General features: G+C 31.3%; 21 protein-coding genes and 2 pseudogenes. 20 read left to right on the forward strand and 3 right to left on the reverse strand.

All coding sequences use genetic code 11. The features are described from left to right. The first annotated feature begins 398 nt into the window (after window positions 1–398). The 3 genes from NHG49_RS13745 (at window position 399) to NHG49_RS13755 (ending at window position 4,064) form a co-directional block, all read left to right on the forward strand. Window positions 399–1,622 (forward strand): methyltransferase domain-containing protein, encoded by a 1,224-nt coding sequence (locus tag NHG49_RS13745; protein WP_258126140.1) that lies wholly within the window; start codon window positions 399–401, stop codon window positions 1,620–1,622. 112 nt (window positions 1,623–1,734) lie between these two features. Further along, a complete protein-coding gene (locus NHG49_RS13750) occupies window positions 1,735–3,039 on the forward strand; it encodes an MFS transporter (RefSeq protein WP_064475388.1) in 1,305 nt (434 codons plus the stop codon). Between the two features lie 515 nt (window positions 3,040–3,554). Beyond that, entirely contained in the window at window positions 3,555–4,064 is a 510-nt protein-coding gene (locus NHG49_RS13755; RefSeq protein ID WP_064475389.1) for a DUF7018 domain-containing (lipo)protein, read from the forward strand. 198 nt (window positions 4,065–4,262) lie between these two features. On the opposite strand, the gene NHG49_RS13760 is transcribed toward NHG49_RS13755, so the two are convergent. Continuing rightward, window positions 4,263–4,961: a hypothetical protein gene (locus NHG49_RS13760; RefSeq protein WP_098101545.1), complete on the reverse strand. Its 699-nt coding sequence runs from the start codon at window positions 4,959–4,961 to the stop codon at window positions 4,263–4,265. Window positions 4,962–5,470: 509 nt separating this feature from the next. Here NHG49_RS13760 and NHG49_RS13765 point away from each other — a divergent pair. Then, entirely contained in the window at window positions 5,471–6,271 is an 801-nt protein-coding gene (locus NHG49_RS13765) for a GNAT family N-acetyltransferase (protein WP_064475391.1), read from the forward strand. A 45-nt stretch (window positions 6,272–6,316) separates the two neighbouring features. Then, a complete protein-coding gene (locus NHG49_RS13770; RefSeq protein WP_064475392.1) occupies window positions 6,317–7,180 on the forward strand; it encodes a glycerophosphodiester phosphodiesterase in 864 nt (287 codons plus the stop codon). Window positions 7,181–7,438: 258 nt separating this feature from the next. Here NHG49_RS13770 and NHG49_RS13775 read toward each other — a convergent pair whose 3' ends face one another. Then, entirely contained in the window at window positions 7,439–7,900 is a 462-nt protein-coding gene (locus NHG49_RS13775; RefSeq protein ID WP_222659722.1) for a DUF2306 domain-containing protein, read from the reverse strand. 174 nt (window positions 7,901–8,074) lie between these two features. Between NHG49_RS13775 and NHG49_RS13780 the strand changes: the two genes are divergently transcribed. Further along, window positions 8,075–8,605 carry a DUF4269 domain-containing protein gene (locus tag NHG49_RS13780; RefSeq protein ID WP_098101548.1) on the forward strand — a complete coding sequence of 177 codons (531 nt, stop codon included), beginning with the start codon at window positions 8,075–8,077 and terminating at the stop codon, window positions 8,603–8,605. Between the two features lie 43 nt (window positions 8,606–8,648). Here the strand turns inward: NHG49_RS13780 and norG are convergent, their stop codons facing one another. Beyond that, a complete protein-coding gene (norG, locus tag NHG49_RS13785) occupies window positions 8,649–10,049 on the reverse strand; it encodes an efflux pump transcription regulator NorG (protein ID WP_098101550.1) in 1,401 nt (466 codons plus the stop codon). Between norG and NHG49_RS13790 the strand changes: the two are divergent. From NHG49_RS13790 to NHG49_RS13855, 14 genes and pseudogenes are all read left to right on the forward strand, one after another. Continuing rightward, window positions 10,048–10,329, forward strand: a pseudogene (locus tag NHG49_RS13790) (glycosyl hydrolase family 8); the annotation flags it as partial. The gene norG and the pseudogene NHG49_RS13790 sit on opposite strands and share 2 nt — an antisense overlap. Before the next feature lie 161 nt (window positions 10,330–10,490). Next, on the forward strand, window positions 10,491–11,414 hold the full coding sequence (locus tag NHG49_RS13795; RefSeq protein ID WP_064475397.1) for a nucleoside hydrolase: 924 nt from the start codon (window positions 10,491–10,493) through the stop codon (window positions 11,412–11,414). A gap of 76 nt (window positions 11,415–11,490) precedes the next feature. Continuing rightward, on the forward strand, window positions 11,491–11,949 hold the full coding sequence (locus tag NHG49_RS13800) for a GNAT family N-acetyltransferase (RefSeq protein ID WP_098101551.1): 459 nt from the start codon (window positions 11,491–11,493) through the stop codon (window positions 11,947–11,949). 60 nt (window positions 11,950–12,009) lie between these two features. Continuing rightward, window positions 12,010–12,456 carry an NUDIX domain-containing protein gene (locus NHG49_RS13805; RefSeq protein ID WP_098101553.1) on the forward strand — a complete coding sequence of 149 codons (447 nt, stop codon included), beginning with the start codon at window positions 12,010–12,012 and terminating at the stop codon, window positions 12,454–12,456. A gap of 199 nt (window positions 12,457–12,655) precedes the next feature. Beyond that, the gene (locus tag NHG49_RS13810; RefSeq protein ID WP_064475399.1) at window positions 12,656–12,928 is read left to right on the forward strand and encodes a heterocycloanthracin/sonorensin family bacteriocin; all 273 of its coding nucleotides are present in this window, start codon (window positions 12,656–12,658) and stop codon (window positions 12,926–12,928) included. A gap of 102 nt (window positions 12,929–13,030) precedes the next feature. Continuing rightward, window positions 13,031–14,047, forward strand: a complete 1,017-nt coding sequence (locus tag NHG49_RS13815; RefSeq protein WP_098101555.1) for a serine hydrolase domain-containing protein — start codon at window positions 13,031–13,033, stop codon at window positions 14,045–14,047. 31 nt (window positions 14,048–14,078) lie between these two features. After that, window positions 14,079–14,222: a hypothetical protein gene (locus NHG49_RS13820; protein ID WP_000653369.1), complete on the forward strand. Its 144-nt coding sequence runs from the start codon at window positions 14,079–14,081 to the stop codon at window positions 14,220–14,222. Between the two features lie 284 nt (window positions 14,223–14,506). Next, window positions 14,507–15,715, forward strand: a complete 1,209-nt coding sequence (locus NHG49_RS13825) for an L-lactate MFS transporter (protein WP_064475401.1) — start codon at window positions 14,507–14,509, stop codon at window positions 15,713–15,715. Window positions 15,716–16,004: 289 nt separating this feature from the next. Then, on the forward strand, window positions 16,005–16,631 hold the full coding sequence (locus tag NHG49_RS13830; protein ID WP_064475402.1) for a cadmium resistance transporter: 627 nt from the start codon (window positions 16,005–16,007) through the stop codon (window positions 16,629–16,631). Window positions 16,632–16,820: 189 nt separating this feature from the next. Beyond that, window positions 16,821–17,246: a GNAT family N-acetyltransferase gene (locus NHG49_RS13835; protein WP_258126142.1), complete on the forward strand. Its 426-nt coding sequence runs from the start codon at window positions 16,821–16,823 to the stop codon at window positions 17,244–17,246. A gap of 206 nt (window positions 17,247–17,452) precedes the next feature. Beyond that, window positions 17,453–17,897, forward strand: a pseudogene (locus NHG49_RS13840) (NUDIX hydrolase). A gap of 30 nt (window positions 17,898–17,927) precedes the next feature. Next, on the forward strand, window positions 17,928–19,058 hold the full coding sequence (gene dnaN / locus NHG49_RS13845) for a DNA polymerase III subunit beta (RefSeq protein ID WP_098101556.1): 1,131 nt from the start codon (window positions 17,928–17,930) through the stop codon (window positions 19,056–19,058). A 22-nt stretch (window positions 19,059–19,080) separates the two neighbouring features. Continuing rightward, window positions 19,081–19,560, forward strand: a complete 480-nt coding sequence (locus NHG49_RS13850) for an NUDIX hydrolase (RefSeq protein WP_258126145.1) — start codon at window positions 19,081–19,083, stop codon at window positions 19,558–19,560. A 130-nt stretch (window positions 19,561–19,690) separates the two neighbouring features. Then, entirely contained in the window at window positions 19,691–20,629 is a 939-nt protein-coding gene (locus tag NHG49_RS13855; protein WP_098101558.1) for a hypothetical protein, read from the forward strand. Window positions 20,630–20,688: the final 59 nt, after the last annotated feature.

Below are 20,688 nucleotides of genomic sequence, written 5' to 3' on the forward strand. Positions count from 1 at the left end.
ATTTTTTAACTCACCCAAACATATAAATCAATTAAATCTTCTGCTTAGTTTCTACCGATTCGTTCTACAAAACCAACATTTTTAGCAATAACTTTGTAAGGTATTTGGAAATGAGAATCTTTAACTTTCTCGAGCAAGTTGGTGTAATTCATCACATACAGAAATAGAAATAATAGTGTCATCAGAATAGTAGTCCTGCTCCACGGGTTAAATAAAGGAGAAGTGATGATATCCGTTTACATGTATATTTTATTAAATAAAAAATTATATACTTACAAAATATGTGGCATTGAAATATCCTATACATACCTTAAATTTTGTTGTATAGAGAGATAAAAGGATTTTTAAAGATAAAAATAGAAATCTATATAAAAATATATACAAATGGTAGGGATGTTATGAAAATTGGTAAGTTTGGAGAAGTAAATAACATAAGTATTGATACAATTAGACATTACATGGATCTCGGCCTCATTATTTCTGAAAAAAAGGGCGGTCACAATTTTTTTGACGAGTATTGTCAAACAGATTTAGAGCTTATATTACATTACAAAGAGCTAGGTTTTAGCTTGAATGAAATTAAAGAACTATTTTTTTATAAAAATTTAGCGAAATCTATGAATTACAAAAAAGATACTTTTTACCAATCTATATTTAAATTGAAATATGACCAGATGGAACAGGAAATAGAACTTTTGGAGAAGAGACGGGATAAATTAAAGGAAGTGTTACATGATTTATTATTAACAAATGAAACTTCGAATTCAATTATAGGGATAGATTTAAGCGTACTTCATTTGCTTACATGTTCTAAGTGTAGCAAAAAACTAATTCTTCAAGATGGAATTATTACTAACAATCAAATTACTGAGGGGAAGCTAATTTGTAATTGTGGTGAAGAATATATTATTACTTCAGGAATTATAACTGCGGGTAAATCATTTAAAGCAAATGAGCGAACGTCACTTGAAGATACTATTTCGGATTATATTCATGAAACTGATAATGCGTATTTGGAAAATATGCATAGAGAAGGACAATGGGCGAAAAAGAAACTAATACATTTAGATTTAAATAATAAATTAATACTGGATATAGGATCGGGACTTGGGTTCTTTTTGAGAAACATTTATGAAGAACTACCAGAAGATTGCCTATACATTGCAGTGGATCGAGATTTAAATAAACTTTTATTTATAAAAGATGTATTAGCGAGAAAAAATCCGAAAAGAAACATTCTCTTTATCTGTGCTGATTTTTTGAATATCCCTATTCAGAATCGGTCTGTTGATATTGTAATTGATCATTCTGGTACGAGCAATTATAGTTTTGAGCATGAGGATTTTTTACTTCACGAATTAAATCCACTTTTTAAAACGGATTGTTATTTATTAAGTTTATTTATTTTATTTAAAAATTTCAGCTCAAATAGTCAAATTACAAATAACTTTCGAGCAAATTTTACACTTTCAAAAGTAACGAAAGAAATCCAAGATTTACAGTTTCAATCCATAGATGAAAGTACTTCAAACTATTTGAAACGAGGTGGAAAATACGAGGATTTCTTTGTTCAAGGAGAAGAAATTTATACATATTCATTTTTCGGAAAAAGATGGGGTTAACCCCATCTTTTATTTATTTTCCCTGAAAACTTTTCAAATAGTACATATTGCTATTGGGTTGACCCAAGAACTTACAATGTACGTAACACAAAGTTAGGCAGGGGGAAAAGTGATGGGAAGTTTACGATTACATATAGAAAATAAAAAAAGAAATCAAGAACTAAGAAATATTTGTTTATATTCAATTGCAAAAACAGTATCAATATTCGGTAGCTCTATGTATAGTTTCGCACTAGGATTATATGTTTTACACATAACTGGATCTGCGTTAAATTTCGCAATTACGCTCATATTAGGAACGATTCCAATGATTGTTATGAATCCATTTGCTGGTGTAATCGCTGATAAGGTTGATAAAAAGAAACTAGTTGTTTGTATGGATTTACTAAGTGGGTGCTTATTAGTAACTGTTTATATATTAAGCAGCTATTATGGATTAAACTTATTCATCATTTATACTACTACCTTTCTAATGACGGTCTTTACAACCTTTTTTGGAATAGGATTAGAGGCTGCAAAACCAAATATCGTCTCTAAAAAGAGGCTTATGAGTATTAATTCAATAAGTAAAATTATCGATTCTGTATCTTTAATACTAGGCCCTATGCTAGGGGGGATTGTTTTTGCAGTCTTTGATATTAAAACATTTATCATTATAAACGGTATTTCATTTATTCTTTCGGGTATATCCATATTATTTATTAACTTTAAATTGTTCGAGCAAAACATAAACGAGGAATGTTCTATGGGAGAAATTAATTTTATTAAAGATATAAAAGAGGGATACTCTTACTTAATTGAGAGGAAAAGCTTAAAGAATACGTTTAATATATTAATTTCCCTTAATTTTTTCTTAGGTTTTGCTGTAACTGTTCCATTACCATACATTATTAATACAGTTCTCAATCTGAGTCCTAAACAATTTGGTATAATTCAAGGGACTTTTCCAATAGGTATGATAGTGGGTGCAATATTAGTAAAAAAGATAACTGATCGTTTTTCTTATTCCTATCTATTGAAAAAAATAAGTTTTATGTTGGCGATTTTTATGATAGTTTCAGGTATCCCTGTTTTATTCAAAAGTATTGAAGTAAGTAATATTGTATTTGTTACTATGTATTGCGCTATTATGTTCTTTGTAGGGCTAACGATAGCATTAATCGATATCCCTTTAATTTATTTTATGCAAAAAGAGATTCCAGATGAATATAGGGGTAGAGTGCTTAGTATTGGATTAAGTATAGGTAAAATGATGCAGCCGATAGCGCTGGTATTATCAGGTCTATTATTAAATCATATTCCAGCCTACACGATTCCAATTGGAGGGGGCATCGTATTTCTTATTTTGAATAAAGTTTATTCAAATAAGTTGAATTTAGAAATTCATTCAAAAGAGTATAGTGTTGAACGTAATTAAATAATATCGAAAAAGCGCTGGATCATCATCTTGCGCTTTTCTATCGTAATTCCGTTGTTATTCCACTTATACACTTATCAATATTATCTTCTTCAATACCAATAAATAATCCTCATACTTTTAAATCGAGATTGTAGAAATATTGTTAGTTGTAGCATGTTTCTTCACTGAATACTTAGACAAAAAGGATCTTAAACGTTGAAAAATACATTAGGGAGAGTATTGAAAAAGCATACGGTGGGGGGGATTATCTACAACTATAATACATGTTATTATATGTTCATATTATTAAAAACCTAAATTTTCCATTAGAGAACAGGAAAGGAACTATTATTTACTTTATGCTAGTCAAATACAACACCTTTAAATAAGTTATAAATAAGAAAAGATGCAACTCTAATTTATATAACGTCTTAAGGTGCAATAAACAATATTCATAGAGTGAATAAATTAGGAAGACTAAAGAAAGAGTTGGAAGAAACGTAGATATAGTTTAAACAAAGGGGTAAATATTAATGAAACGTAAAATATTAACAGTAGTTTTACCAATTACATTAGCATTAGGAGTAGGTTGCAGTAAGGATGTCTCCGAAACAAAGAAAACTGATAGTATAAAAGTAGCAGAAGAAAAGCAAGATGATGGTAGATTAAAAAACGCACATGATTACAAAGAAAAGGTTAATGATGTAGCAAAAGAGTGGGTAAACCAGTATCAAGTTATATCAGATGTAATAGCAAAAGACCCTTCATTTGCTACTACAGAAAATGAGTTTAAAACAGAAATAGGTAATTTTAAGGTTGTAACACAGAAAATGAAAGAGATAAAACCACCTAAGAAATATGATGATTTACAAAAAGAGTTGTCTGATGCAATGTTAATGTACGAAGACTCTTTAACAGAAATGGTAGAAGGTTTAGATAAAGGTAACCCCGAAACAGTCACACAGTCTTCTAAACATATGGATGATGCTTTAAAGAAGATAAAGAAAACAATACAGACAATAAAAGAACTAAACGATAAATAGTAGTAATTAGGATATAGATTTCTATGAGATACAAAATTCTAACTATATCTACAAGGGATTCTTTTGCATAGTGATCAAGATTTCCGGGATATTCCAAGCTAATATAATGATTCCCTACAAAAAATAAGACAGTACACAATATTGATTTAAAGTAAAACTCAAATTATAAAAAGCGCAGGATAATCATCCTGCGCTTATCTATCGTAGTTCAGCTGTTTTTCTAATAACAATCTTATCAATATCATCTTCTTCATCACCATTAAATAACCCGCGTTCTTTTAAATACGCCTCAAAATATAAATCCGCTTCTGCACGTTCATCATATGGTTTTACAGATAGAACGAAACCTAATTTGTTTTGTTCCTCTAAATGAGAAGTGGAGATGTAGGCCGGTACATTGTGGCGTAAAAAGAGTTCTTTAACCGGAATAATCATATCTTTCATTAATTTCGTTAACATACCCATTTCAAACTCGAAATTAAAGCGATCTATGCTACATAAATCAGCGAATACTACACCGATAAAACCTGTATTAAATACTTCTTGATATTCTACTTCTTCGTTACCGTAAAAATTCTTTTCGATTAAATAATTTATAAAGTAAGAAACACCGTCACTTTGTTCAAATGGTTTCGTTGAAAGAACAAAGCCGATTTTCTTTTGTTTATGTAAATACACACATGACATGTATGCTGAAATGTTATGTTCTTTAAATAGAGAACTTGTTGCTCCAGAGAGGCCATCAAGTACGTGATGAACAATTTGAAGTTTTTTACGAGCGAAATAATAGGATTTCTTTTGTAACTCCAATGTATCAATAAAGACAGAGCCGATAAAGCCTGTATTTGAAATAATAGGTGTTTGCTTTTTTCTTCCTCTGCGCTTTGCTTGAGCCATTGTAAAAATCATCCCTTCATGTACAATTAAAATAAAAAAGAACGTTTGTTCGTATATTTATATTTTACTATTAAAACACTCTAAAGTAAAGGGTTTTTGATGAAAAAATAACAAAAAAGACACCTGTAAAAGGTGCCTTAAACGCTGTAGGGAAGAGGGTTCATCCCAACTATTTATATTATGATACAGAAACGATCTCTTCTGTATCTTCTACATCTAAATGACAGTCCATAGTACGAACATCTTGATCTTCATGACTTCCGAAATAAATAGTAATTTTCATATGTATCGCTCCTTTATTCTAGGAATACCTAAAATAATTACTAGTAATGTTACTGTTTATTATATACCACTTTTTTCATTCCGACAACGTTATATCATTTTTAATTCTTTTAGAGGAAAAAAGAGTAATGTATAGAGATATTTTTATAGAAATAGATACATTTCTTATGTGTTATATTTAATACTGAAGAATTCGAAAACGAATTTTTATGAAAGGAGAAAAATGAATGAATTATAAACAGTTACTAATAGATAACTTCACATATAAAACCTCATATATTGCGCGGCAGTTACATGGAATGAATGTAAAAGAAACGAAGGACTACATTGCTGTCGAATGTGGTTTACCGGCAGATACATTTAATATCATTACTATACTAAACAATAATTTAACGGAAGGTATTGAGAAACTATATAAAGTGGTAAACAACTATAATCAAAAGAAACTTCCAATGAGTGTTTGGTTTTGGGATGATAGGCATGAGCAGACTATAAAAAGCGTATTAATAAAACTTGGCTTAAAAGAAGCAGAACAAAATATCGCGATGGTAGCAGACTTAAAAACAATTCATCCAACAATAAACATGCCAGAAGGTTTTACGATACAAAAATCATCTTCGTCAGGACAAATTAAAAAGTTTGGGGAAACATTAGCTAATCTATTTGGTACATCAGAGGAAGGTACACATGTTCAAGCGTTCTACAATCAAACTGCTTCTTTCGATTTATGGAATAGTGAACAAATGAAACTGTACTTAGGATTTTATAAAGAAGAAGTCGTATCGGTTGGTTCATTAGTATGTACAAAAGATAGTATTGGTATTTATGATATAGCAACTAAAGAAGAATTGAGAGGGAAAGGGTTCGGCTCTGCTATGTTTAATTACTTGCTGCAAGAAGCAAAGGAATTGAAAGTTGCTCAATGCGTATTACAAGCTTCACCTGATGGCATTAATATTTATAAAAAGACTGGTTTTCAATCTGTAGGACAAATGACTGTTTTTGAAAATCGACATTTAATGGAATAAATCATCCAAGTCAAATTGCTTTCATGTAGGAGTTAAAACATCATTATGAAGAAGATATATATCGTTACAATCATTTGCACCTTTATGGTAATAGGTACTTTTGTTTTTCATAAAGCAAATGAACTTAAGTACACGAAAGCTATTAATCAATTAAATCATATAAAAAACATTGCACATAGAGGCGCTTCTGCGTATGCGCCGGAACATACAATAGCAGCGTATAAATTAGGGCAACAATTGAGAGGAGATTATATAGAAATTGATCTCCAAATGACAAAAGACGGACATTTAGTAGCTATGCATGATGAAACAGTAAACCGCACTACAAACGGTACGGGGCTAGTTAAGGAACATACATTAGAAGAAATAAAGCAACTTAATGCAGGTTCTTTTTTTAATGAAAAGCATCCAAGTTTAGCGAAGAAAGAATTTGAAGATGTTAAAGTTCCAACACTAGAAGAAATTATTGAAACGTTTGGGCATAATGCTAATTATTACATTGAAACAAAATCGCCAGATGAATATCCTGGTATGGAAGAAAAGCTATTAGAAATTATAAAGCACTACGAAATAAGTGATAAAATTATTATTCAATCATTTAGTGAAGAAAGTCTGCAAAAGATTCATAGTTTAGATGTTAATATACCGCTAGTACAATTACTATCTTACAAAAAGGCAGCTCATTTAACTGAATTAGAGATAAAAAAGTATAAAACATACTGTATCGGTCTTGGGATGAACTATAAATATATTGATTCAGCTTATGTAAAGAGTATAAAGAAAAACGGATTAGAAGTTCATCCATTTACTGTAGATAATGAAACAGATATGAAAAAGTTACTTTTATGGGGAGTTGACGGGATGTTTACGAATTACCCGGATCGTTTACATTCGTTAGTTAAACTATAATAGTGTAATTATCACTGAACCAATAAAACAAGTACCCACAAGTATACAAAGATAGTTTATGGTTCAAATGGTAACATCATTGAATACATAGCGCCGATATTGAAATGAAATCCGAAAAAGAATCCAATATTTTTATTGGATTCTTTTTATTTAGCTCTAAGTGACGAACTTAAAGCAATATGAATTTGTTAATAAAATATTACATTGGGTATGATTTTTTGTAATTACCATCAGAAAGTAACGGAATTGTAATGAATTTTAACTACGCTTTTTATATTTTTTTGATACACTGGCTACGAGAGGAATACCGATTAATGTAGGTAAAAACCAAAACCATATAGGTGGCAGTAAATTTATTAAGGGAATATGAATACCGACGTTTACTAAAAGTGCAGTTACCGCACCTATATAAGAACCTAACATACCTCTAATATGGTGATGCAGCCAATTTTTCCAACGTTTTTTTCGTGCCAGGTAGCCATAAATCGCAAATGAATAAGAGAAAATTGCTACATAAAATAAATATGCGATTTGATCCCAGTTTATAATGGATAATATAATTGCAGTAAGGGTGATGACAACGTAGGATGCATGATATATTTCACCCCATTCCGTATGTTTTCCTTTCTTCTTTTGGGCAACCATCGCTACAATACCAGTGATTAAGCATATTGTTCCAAATAATATATGGATGGTTAAAAGAATGTTGAAAATGCTCATAATAATTCCTCCTTTTTTATTTTTATAGTATTGCAGTATAGGAGAAAAGTTGAAACATATTTTTTATCGACCTTAATATATTGAAATAAAGGTACTCCTAGAACAAATTTAAACGGACAAATTTTTCTTGGATATAGTGAGACACGTACTACGTGAAATGAAGGAGAGACTTCCATGTTTACATCTATTACATATTTACAATCAGGGAATGAAAAGCAACAAAAAGTGTATGATGTTTTGAATAAACTTAACATTATGGAGGATTTAACTTTGTATAGTCCGGTTCTTTGCGGGACAATTCCTATTAGAATTGATACTCTTCAATCTGACTTAGATATAGTAATGGAAGTACATAACTTTGATGTTTTTGAACAGGAAATGAGATCTTTATACGGTTCTTATAAAGGATTCAAAATAAAAAAGAAAAAAATTAAAACTACAGAATCGATAAAGGTAAATTTTGAGTTTGAAGGTTTTGAATTTGAATTATTTGCTCAGCCTAAGCCAGTACGTAACCAAAATGCATATAGACATATGATAGTAGAGCACATGTTATTAATGCAGCATCCCCATATAAGGGAAGAAATACTTCACTTAAAAGAGAGCGGTTTAAAAACAGAACCTGCTTTTGCTCAAGTATTAAATATTGACGGAGACCCTTATGACGAACTTATTTTATTGGGACAGGAAATGAGATTGTGGTAAATAAGATACATAAAAACTCCTCTATAGTAAAGAGGAGTTTTTGTTATGACATTAGCTTACGGATTAATTCACTCAACAATTTAATCCCGTTAGTCATTTGCTCTGGTGAAGCATATCCATATGATAAGCGAATGTACCGATCTGATTCTTCTTCATAAATACGTCCTGGGTTTAAAAGAATTCCATTTGATAGTGCCTCTGAAAATAATTTCTTCATCGGAATGCTAGGTACAATCTTTAGCCATATAAATAATCCGCCACTAGGAATATCCCACGATGCAATATCTGCGCAGTACTTATTTAAAGCTCGTATCATGATTTGTCTTCGTTCTTTTAGTTTAATTCTTACGTTTGCAACATGTTCTTCATAAAAACCTTTATTTATCCATTCAGCAGCAACTCTTTGAGATAATGAACTCGATCCATAGTCTGTTTGCATTTTTATATGTGACAATCTATCAATCACTGGTTCGGTTCCAATGATCCATCCAATTCTAAGTCCTGGGCTAAGTGTTTTAGAAAGACTACCAACATATATTACATGTCCATGTTTATCTATCGACTTTAAAGGAGCTGGAGGTGGTTCATCAATCCATAATTCTCGGTAAATATCATCTTCAATTATAGGTAACTGTTCCTTTTCACATATTTTTATTATTTCTTTTCTTCGTTCTTGAGACATTAATGCCCCTGTTGGGTTTTGAAAACTAGGGATAGAATATAAAATGTTTTTCTTTTGACTGTATTTAATGCGTTGTAATAATTCGTTAGGTAAAATACCGTGATGATCCATACATATACCAGATAGATTTATATTTGCTGATTGAAATACATGAAGTGAATATAAGTAAGAAGGTTGTTCAAGTAAAACGGTTGATTCTCTATGCAAAAGACCAATTGATATTAATTGGAGTGCTTGTAATGCACCAGAGACGATTAATATAGAACTGGCTGATGCATATATTCCGAATGATTTTACGTATTTACTAATTGCTTCACGTAACGGCAAAAAACCTTTTTGTTCTTCGTATCCAAAATAATCTATTTCGTCACTTACGCTTTTCATAATGGACTGCATAGTTTCTAACGGGAAAAGTTGAGGCGCAAGTTCACCTTTACTAAGATGGATAAGTTTTTTATTTGCTTCTGCTTCATTTATTTCTCGTACCATTAACTTGCTAGGCTTGTGAATACCAGCTTTTACATATTCACTCCAATCAGGCGGGGGATTCGTCGCTAATAATGACCATGTATTATTCGTTACAATTGTTCCTGCTCCAATTTTCCCTTGAATCAATCCATCTGCCATAAGTTCATCTAGCGCAGTTATTACAGTACTTCGATTTATATGAAATAATTTGGCTAACTGCCGTTGACTAGGAATCTTACTTCCGATAGGCCATTCTCCGTTTTCGATTTTTTCTTTCATATAATCTACTATCATTGTGGATGGTTATCAATTAAACGGATCCAATATTGGTAGTTATCCAACTGCTGTATTTGTTTCACCGTTTATTGCTGCAAGTATAACGGATAGCAATAATCAAAAGTGGGTAAATAGGGGTTGGGATTGGATGAAGAATAAGAGAGAAAGCTATTTTAGTGATAGTTATAATTTATTAACTATGTTATTTATTACAGGAAATTGGTGGAAACCTGTACCTGAAGATAAAAAGACACAAAATCAAATAAATGCTGCAATTTATGAAGGATACGATAATTAATTAAATTTGAGAATGGTTACTTAAGAAAGGAATTAGCATACGCTAGTTCCTTTTTAATATTTTGTAAAACATTATCCGTTCTAAAATTTGCATAGATATACTTACTTTTTTCATATACATAGTTATTAATGACTCAATTTTTTATGAGGGGAGGGTATTTCTTGGAAAAAGTATTATTTTTCGGAGACCCAGGTATTGATGACTCATTTGCTATTATGTATGGTTTATTGCATCCCGAAATTGAAATTGTCGGTATTGTAACCGGATACGGAAATGTTGAGCATATACATGCTGCACATAATGCAGCGTATATTTTACAGTTAGCAAATAGACAAGACATTCCTGTCATTAGTGGTGCAACAAAACCACTTACAGAAGAAATTACTATGTACTACCCTGAAATTCACGGAGCAGAAGGATTAGGGCCCATCCATGTTCCAGAAAGCGTATTATCTATTCCGATATACAATTTTGGCAGTATTGCTGCGATTCTTGTAAAGTACGGGAAAGATTTAACAATTGTCGATGTAGGAAGATCTACCTCGTTAGCGATTGCTTTTAATTTATGGAATGATTTAATGCTGAATGTAAAAGGAATCTATTTCATGGGTGGTGTTTTTTTAGAAGTAGGAAACGTTACGCCATTAGCAGAGGCAAACGTGTATGGAGATCCTATAGCAAGTAAAATTATTTTTCAGCAAGCAAAGAATTTATTTATATTCCCTTTAAATGTAACAAATAAAGCTGTGTTAACTCCAAATGTATTTAACTATATCCAAGCTAATGCAAAAAATCCATTTCATACGATAATGAAACCGATGTATGATTACTATTTATCTGCATACCAAAAACTTAATCCATCTATCGAAGGGCCTTTGCTACATGATGTGGTTGCTATAAGTGGATTAGTTAACCCAAGTTTTTTAAAATTTGCGCTTCGTACAGTGAATGTAGATACATACGGAGATACGAAAGGACAAACATTCGCTGATTTTCGCCCTAGCTCTATATCTAAAGGTTCCCGTATAGCGTTAGAAATTGATGAACAACAATTCATTCAAGATTTTATAAAAATCATGTTATAAGTTGTTGTCGAAAAAGGGATATATTTCACTACGTTGAATATATAAATACATTCTTTTTATAAAGGAGCTTACAATATTGAATGTCCAGTTAAAAGTTGTTACGAGAGAGAATTGGGAAGATGCATTAAAGTTACAAGTTAAAGAAGAGCAAATAAAATTTGTTCCATCTGTAGCAGTTTCACTTGCTAAAGTGTATATAAAACCAGATGGAGACAATGTAGAGTATATACCATTTGCGATATATGACGGCAATCTAATGGTTGGTTTTATTATGCATGCTGTTGTAAGAGAAACAACTGATATGTATTGGATAAATGGATTTATTATTGATCAAATGCAGCAAGGTAATGGGTATGGTAAAGCGGCATTACAAGAAAGTATTTACTTAATAAAAAATACATGTAAGGCGTGTAAAGAAATTAGATTAACAGTACATAAAGATAATGTCTTTGCAAAGAAACTGTATGAACTTTACGGTTTTCAACCATTGGGACATGAATATGATGGTGAGCAAGTATATCGTTTGTTCGTTTAAGTAATACGAAGTAAAGATGTGAAATGAAAGATGAAATTAAATAACTGGGAGGAATAGCAATTGAAAAATAAATTTCACCATATTGTACGCGCTGTTATGATAAAGGATAAAAAATTGTTAATGTCTGAATATATTGGCCATCATTATTTTTTACCAGGTGGTCATGTTGAAGTTGGCGAATCAGCTGAGAATGCATTAATAAGAGAACTACGAGAAGAACTCGGAGTAAACTGTAGTATAAAAAACTTTTTAGGAGTCATAGAAAACCAATGGGAAGACCGAGAAGTTATTCATCATGAAATCAATCACATTTTTGAAGTAGATTCGCAAGAGTTACATATTGATTTCATACCACAATCTAAAGAAACTCATTTAGCGTTTCACTGGATAGATTATAATCAAGAAGCTTTACATACGCATAAAATCATGCCAGTGCCTTCAGTTAAAGAGTTACTAGAAAGAAAATTAAGTGATGAACTACTCAACTGTTGGATTAGTAATTTTTAAGCACCTCTATTAATAGTAAATACGTCCACTGAAAGGAGATTAAGAAAATAGGCTATAAAACAAGGTACATCACCTAGTGTAAGTTCATATTTTGTTGATGTACGCATTTAGTCTATAGTCTTATTTCTACTTTGTTTGCAAAAATAGATAAACTGTAACATTTGGACGGAATTTATTTGTATAAATGGAGGGTTTCGTAATGAATCAGTTTCAACAAGAATTACAATCATTAAACCTTAATGATTATCAATCTGGTAATGTTGTGTATTGGGATCAACTACAACAAAATCAATATCCATACTATTACATTCAAGACGAAGCGCGTCGTTGTGGCGGATGTGGAGGTTGTGGTGGACGCTGTGGTGGATGTGGCGGCGGAAGATGCGGAGGTTGTGCAGGACGTTGTGGCGGATGCGTAGGTTGCGCTGGATGTTTCAGCTGCTTTAATTGCTGGAACTGGTGGATCATTTAAGTATAGAACATCAATAATATTTCACATGAAAGAAAGGTGTAAATACTATTTTATACTTTTCTTTCATGTTGTAATTTTTTATTCATGGTAAGGGGGATTTATTTGTATACGTACGATAAATTGATTTCTTGGGTTGAGAATATAAAAGAAGAAAATCATAGTTCTGCAACAGCACTGTGCATTATAAAAGATAATAAAATTGTACTAGAGCATTATAGTGGTCATCATTCAAATATATCTACAAGTAAAAAAATAACAGCATCTTCACAATTTAATGTTGCTTCTGCGAGAAAAAGTTATTTAGGATTAATGGTAGCATATGCGCTTTACGAGGGGAAAATAAATTCTATTGATGACGAGGCGATAAAGTACTTTAATGATTTCGACCCTGTATTACTTGGTAAAACAACGATAAGACATTTAGTAACCCATTCGCACGGTTTAGGAGAAACGAATGACGGGACAATTTTTCGTGAATTTGAACCTGGACAAGCATGGGCGTATAGAGATATTAATGTAAGAATGGTAACACGTCTTATTTATCAGCTATATAACAAAAGTTTTCCTGAATTGTTAAAGGAGCGTGTTTTTGATCTAGCTAACTTCAAAGAAACAGGTTGGAGAATTCAGCAAGATGAAAACTTAGTTAAAGTTGTTGATAATCCAAATGAAGACGCAATTAGTGAAATTGGTACGGTAGATGATGGTACTGAAAAAAATCTGTTTGTCTCAGCTAGAGAATTTGCTTATTGGGGCAATCTTCATTTAAATCAAGGTGTGATAAATGGTAAGAAAATTATTCCAAAAGAAGTGATAGAAATTGCAACAGGTTTGCAGAGTCCAACATTTACAAACAATGAACTACCACAAAACGGGTTGTTTTGGTATGTTCAAAATGAACCTGCGCTTTCAAGTGAACTTGGTGAACGAGTGCCGAAAGGATCGTATCAAATATTAGGAATTACAGGACCGACTCTTTTAGTAATACCTGAATGTAATGTAGTTGTTGCGAAAATGTACAATAAAAGATATAACTACGGCGGTGATAATTATTTATATTATTTACGTGAATTTAGCAATTTAGTCGCTGATACATTTCGTAACGGTAATAGGGCATAATTACACCTATAATGAAAAGGAGTGAAAGAAAATGAAAGATAAAATGAATAAAAACAAAAAACAAAATATTAAAGATGTGAATACAGAACAAAATGCAATTTATAGCGATCCTAAAGATGCTGCTAATATGCAAACGGTACCGCAGCCGAAGGATTTTGATGAAATTGAATACTAATTTTTCGTTCATCGGACTATATGATGAATGAAAAATACATCTTAAGTCCCATCACATAACAAAAATCTTTTGGTACCCTATATACATAAGCATTCGAAAATGTCTTATCTTAACAAAGCTTTCTTTAAGTAAATCTAATATAACCTGCAAAAAGACACTTCATTATGAAGTGTCTTTTTGTGTATATGAACTTAATTTCCATTTTCCACACAGTATCTTGCATTTTATGATGGTTATACTAACTGTGAAAAATCATGTCAAAATAAAAGAAGGGGACAGTTAGTATGAAACAAACTTCTATAAATCCGTTACTAATTGTTCTAGGTACAATTATTGTTCAAATTGGCCTTGGAACAATTTATACATGGAGTTTATTTAATCAACCCCTTGTTAGTAAGTTTGGATGGAACCTCAATTCCGTAGCGATAACTTTCTCCATAACAAGTTTTTCATTATCATTCTCAACCTTATTTGCAGGAAAGTTGCAGCAAAAATTAGGACTTCGTAAACTCATCGCTACTGCAGGGATTGTTTTGGGGCTCGGTTTAATACTTAGTTCACAAGTTTCTTCCTTACCATTACTATATTTATTAGCTGGTGTCGTTGTTGGTTATGCAGATGGAACTGCTTATATTACATCACTATCTAATTTAATTAAATGGTTTCCAAATCGAAAAGGACTTATTTCTGGTATATCTGTTTCGGCATATGGAATGGGCAGCTTAATCTTTAGATATATAAACGGAAGTCTTATCGATAGTCTTGGTGTATCACAAGCATTTTTATATTGGGGTATCATCGTTTTACTTTTAGTATTAACCGGATCGTTCTTCTTACGTGAAGCAATAGTGAGTAATACTGTAACTGAGACATTACACAATGATTATACGCCTCGTGAAATGATGCGAACGAAACAAGTATATCTTTTGTTTTTTATGCTATTCACATCGTGTATGGGCGGTCTATATTTAATCGGTATGGTGAAAGATATTGGGGTACAGCTCGTTGGACTTAGTGCAGCAACCGCCGCTAACGCCGTTGCAATGATTGCAATTTTTAATACGGTAGGTAGAATCGTTCTTGGAACGTTATCAGATAAAATTGGCCGAATGAAAATTGTCTCTGCAACGTTTATTATTATTGGATTGTCAGTCTTTACTTTAAGTTTCATTCCACTAAATTACGGTATTTATTTCGCTTGTGTAGCAAGTGTTGCCTTTTGCTTTGGTGGTAATATCACAATCTTCCCAGCAATTGTTGGAGATTTCTTCGGATTAAAAAACCATAGTACAAATTACGGGATTGTATATCAAGGTTTCGGGTTTGGTGCACTTGCAGGAGCGTTCATTGGAGCATTACTTGGTGGATTTCAACCGACCTTTATTATAATCGGTGTTTTAAGTGTTATTTCCTTCATTATTTCGATTTTAATTCGTCCACCAAAAGCAGAAAAGAATAAAGAAACACAACATTTGTATCGGAAGATAGCTTAATTATAAAAAGAGTCCTTATATAGGGCTCTTTTTATATTGCAAAATATTTGATTTTCCGTTTTTACTACTCGTGTAGGAAGAAAAGAATTACTTAATTCTAAGTAAAATGATTTGAAAAGTAATAAAATGATTTATTTCTCAACGAACTAAGTAGCAGATTAGTAAAATATTCATATGGTTTTATAAAAGGAACTGAAATGTTATTTTAAACCTACATTAACCAATTTTTTTATTAGACATGAAATTCATTTATATACCAGTATTTTATTATAAAGGTAGTTGGCTTATATTGGTTACAACCATAATTTCTTCTTTTATGGCATTCACTTCAACAAATATTGATGACATTTTTATACTCCTTGTTTTATTTTCACAAGTAAAGACAGGAGTAATTAAGAAAGAAGGTAGAGCTGTCCGGGAAAAAACTAAGATGAAAGAACTTTATATTGTTGTTGGACAATATTTAGGGTTTAGTGTAATTATTTTCCTAAGTATCATTGGTTCTTTAAGCTCTTTTTTCATTCCTATATCGTGGATTGGGTTATTAGGATTCGTGCCAATGTATATGGGGGTAAAAGTACTATTGTCACTTCGTTCTTATAAAAGGAATGAAGTCATTGATAACGCTTCTAGCTCATTATTTAAAGTAGCCTCGATTACATTAGCTAATGGAGCTGATAATATTTCAATTTATATACCCATGTTCGCTAGTCAAAATCTTAAAACTAATATTGTTACATTAGTTATCTTTTTTTGTATGATAGCAATATGGTGTTTTATTAGCTACACATTGTTAAGAGCTCCTATTTTAGCTAAAGTACTTGAGAGAAATTGTCATATTATCGTTCCAATTGTTCTAATTGGCTTAGGAATGTTCATTCTTTTTCGCAGTAATACAATTGAATTATTGTACTAATATGTTAAAACTAACGGAAGTTTTAATTAAAAAGAATCAAACGCCGTATAAAGCCGTACTACAGATAAAATGTAGTACGGCTTTTCTTTATTTTAGTGAAATGAAACAGTGCTCTACGACTATTAAGTTAGACAGGATATTACGATTATTAAATTGAATATATACTTTAAAAGGAGTGTGCTACTTAAAATGAAAATAGTAAAACAATGGGTCCAAGAAGATAGTGATTACATAAGAGAAAAAGTAATTGAATATAACCAAAAACATATTTCGGATGAAGAGAAAAAGCCTTCAGAAAAAATTAGTTTTATAGTGAGAAATGAAAAGGAAGAAATTGTAGGCGGAATAACTGCAATTACATTTTGGCACCACGTACATGTCGATTTCCTTTGGGTTTCTGATGAGTATAGACACGAAGGCTACGGAAGCAAGTTATTAAAACTTATTGAAGAATCTGCAATTGAAAATGAATGTAGGCTAATCAATTTAGATACTTTTAGCTTTCAAGCTCCTGATTTTTATAAAAAGCATGGATATAAGGTGATTGGAGTAAGTGAAGACCACCCTAAAGGGCACAATCGATATTATTTAGAAAAAAGATTAGAAAATATATAGAATCCCAAAATAAAGCATAAAGAGCGTACGTTGAATATTTACTTTCAAAATACGTTCTTTTTTATTTAGTAATGAAGGTTTATCGATTATTACTTTTACTAAGAGCAGATAAATGAACTACTCTATTAACTTTTTTATATTTTAAAACGATTAAATGGTAGAATGTAACAAAGGCAGAAAATTCTCGTTATTAAAGGTGGACTTAGATGAAAAAAGTAAATGTTACATATGCACTTTTATACGATAATACAAACGAAAAGATCTTAATGGTAAAAAACAAAGGAAAGAACGGTTCTTATTACACGCTACCAGGTGGCGCAGTTAAATTGGGAGAAACGTTAGAAGAGGCAGTAACTCGGGAAGTGAAAGAAGAAACAGGGTTTACATATAACTGTAAACGGTATTTGTTCTATCAGCGAAGCTTTTTTCGAAGAGAGAGGTCACCATGCAATTTTCTTTAATTTTTTAGGCGAAATAATTGGCGGAGAGACATATATATCAAGGCCAAAAGAAATTGAAGAGATTACTTGGATGGAATTACATAGAGCAGCACCGCATTTACGTATACCAGAACACTTATTAAATACATTACAAAGGAAAGAAACAGTACCTTACTTCTTTAACGGAACAATCATTCATCAATCTTCATAAAATTATCATTTCATGTAAGGCGGGGAAAAAATGGAGTTTATCGTTAATCATAAACATTTCACTCAAGCACTTTCAGAAGTAAGTAAAGCTATATCTACCAAAGCTATAATCCCTATACTATCCGGTATAAAAATAATTGCAGATCAATCTGGAATTACTTTAATCGCAAGTAATTCAAATATTTTCATCGAAAGATTCATCCCTAGTTCTAACGAAGACGACCAAATTACAACTATATTAAAAGTAGGGACTATTGTAGTACCTGCAAAATATTTCATTGAAATTATAAAGAAAATGCCAAGCAATGTAACAATAAAAAGTAAGGATGAGCAAATCATTGCGATACAGTCAGAAGAAATTACATTAAACTTAAATGGACTTCCAACATATGAGTTTCCGAATGTACCACTTATAGACGATCATGCAAAAGTACAAGTAGAAACGGAACAATTGATTGAAGTGTTTAAACAAACAGCCTTTGCAGTAGCTAAAAATGAATCTAGACCTGTTCTTACTGGTGTTCATTTAGAGTTAGATTATACTAAGTTAATTTGCGTAGCAACTGATTCACATAGACTTGCTATACGCGAAACGAAAATATCTACAGATGTGAAAGCAAGTTGTATCGTACCAAGTGCAACTATTAGTGAACTGCTAAAATTAATGAATAGTAATTCAGAATTCGTATACATCTATCTTTCAGAAAGTCACATTATTTTTACATTCGGTACAACTACATTATATTCAAGATTAATTGAAGGAAAATATCCTAATATATCTAGTTTAATTCCAAATGAATTTCAAACAGTCATTAACGTAGATAGAAAAAGGATTTTACAAGGTGTAGATCGATCAAACTTATTAGCAAGCGAATGGGCAAATAACAATGTCAACTTAGAAATCATAAACGAATCAACAATTAAAATTTCTTCTAATGCTTCTCAGATTGGAAAAATATCCGAGACACAACAGATAGATACGATTCAAGGTGAAAAACAATTAAATATATCTTTTGATGGACGATTTATGATGGATGCCTTAAAGGCAATAAAAGAAGAAACGGTTACTTTAAGTTTCAGTGGTTCTATGAGACCGATATTAATTGAAGCAGGGACACAATCTGCAGCAGTACATCTTATATCTCCAGTAAGAGCTTATTAATAACAAAGGAAGGAATCACATTATGTACAAGCACACTTTATGTTTTATAAAGAGAAATGAAGAGATACTTATGTTAAATAGAGAATATGACCCTGTAAAAGGATTATGGAACGGGGTAGGTGGAAAGATAGAAAAGGGAGAAACACCTTTAGAAAATGCGATTCGTGAAATAAAAGAAGAGACTAATATAGAAGTTAAGCATGATCAAATTCAATTTAAAGGCATTATTAAATGGGAGGATTCTTCATATTCTGGCGGTATGTATATTTATCTAGTAGAGCTACTTAGTGAATTTACATATCAAACTCCCAAAAAAGCATCAGAAGGAATTTTAAATTGGAAAGAGATTTCTTGGATTTTAAGTGACTATAATTACGGCGTAGGAGAGATGATACCTAAATTTTTATCTAAAATACTCCACAATGAATTAATATTAGAACACAACTTTGTTTTATCTAATCATAAATTAATAGATTATAGGAATGAAGAATTGGCTAAGTAGGACAGTTCTATAGATAATATAGTTCAATTATAAAAAGCAGGAATTGTAATCTATAATACACAGCACAATCATTATAACCTAAATATAAAAGCCATAGATTATTCGAAGAGTAGCCAAGGAGAAAACTTATATGAGGATGAGTGTAATGAAGAAAATAATTATTTTACTCATAGCTGTAGTTCTAATTACTTTTGCTTTTTATCAATTCAATAAAAAAGATAGTTTAGCTAAAAATGATAAGGTGTATGTAGAAGACTTTAAAGGTAAAAATGATTCAAACAAAATACAATCTGCTATTAATAAAGCAGAGGCTAGTACAATTAAAACAGTATTGCTTGAGGATAAGAAATATAAAATTACGTCACCAATCGTAGTGAAAAAAGGTGTAAAATTATTATTCGGTTATGGAACACAGTTTGTTGTTGAAGGTAATTTTAGAGTTCTAGAATTAGAAAAAAACGCTTCTATCGAAGGAGCTTATATAGCGATAGACGATCCTACATTTAATTCTGAAGTTATATATTTAGACGGAAAAAATAAGTATTATAACACTTGGCACAAAACACAAATAAAAGATATAAATATTATTAATTGGACAGAAACGAATAAAGGTACCGGAATTTCATTGTATGCTGGTGGGAAAGAAAATGAAATTTCATTTATTAACTTTGAAAATATAAAAGTTGTAGGAATGGAAACTGGGCTGAAATTAGTAGCAAAGAAACCGCAATCTGGTTATGCTTGGATAAATGCCAACCGTTTTATGAACTTCTCACTTGAAGATTGTGTAAATATGATTTATATGGATAGTAATGTAACTACACCAAATGAAATTAGTGGGAACCAATTTACAAATCTACAAATACAACCATCAAGTAAAACGAAAAATATAGTAAGAGTAAGTGGACAGCATAACGAGTTCAATGGAATGGTGTGGGATTTACAGAAAATCAATCACGAAAACGAACTCATTGAACTAACTGATAAAAGTATGAATACGGTTATTAATATTACCTCTGTACAAACAAATAGAGTTTTAGATAGCGGGAAAGCAAACATAGTGAAATAAGTTTACATACAGAAAAAGAGCGAATTCCTTATAAAAGGGTTCACTCTTTTTTATTTATA

The organism is Bacillus sp. IBL03825 (genome assembly GCF_024712505.1).
GTDB classification, from domain to species: domain Bacteria; phylum Bacillota; class Bacilli; order Bacillales; family Bacillaceae_G; genus Bacillus_A; species Bacillus_A wiedmannii.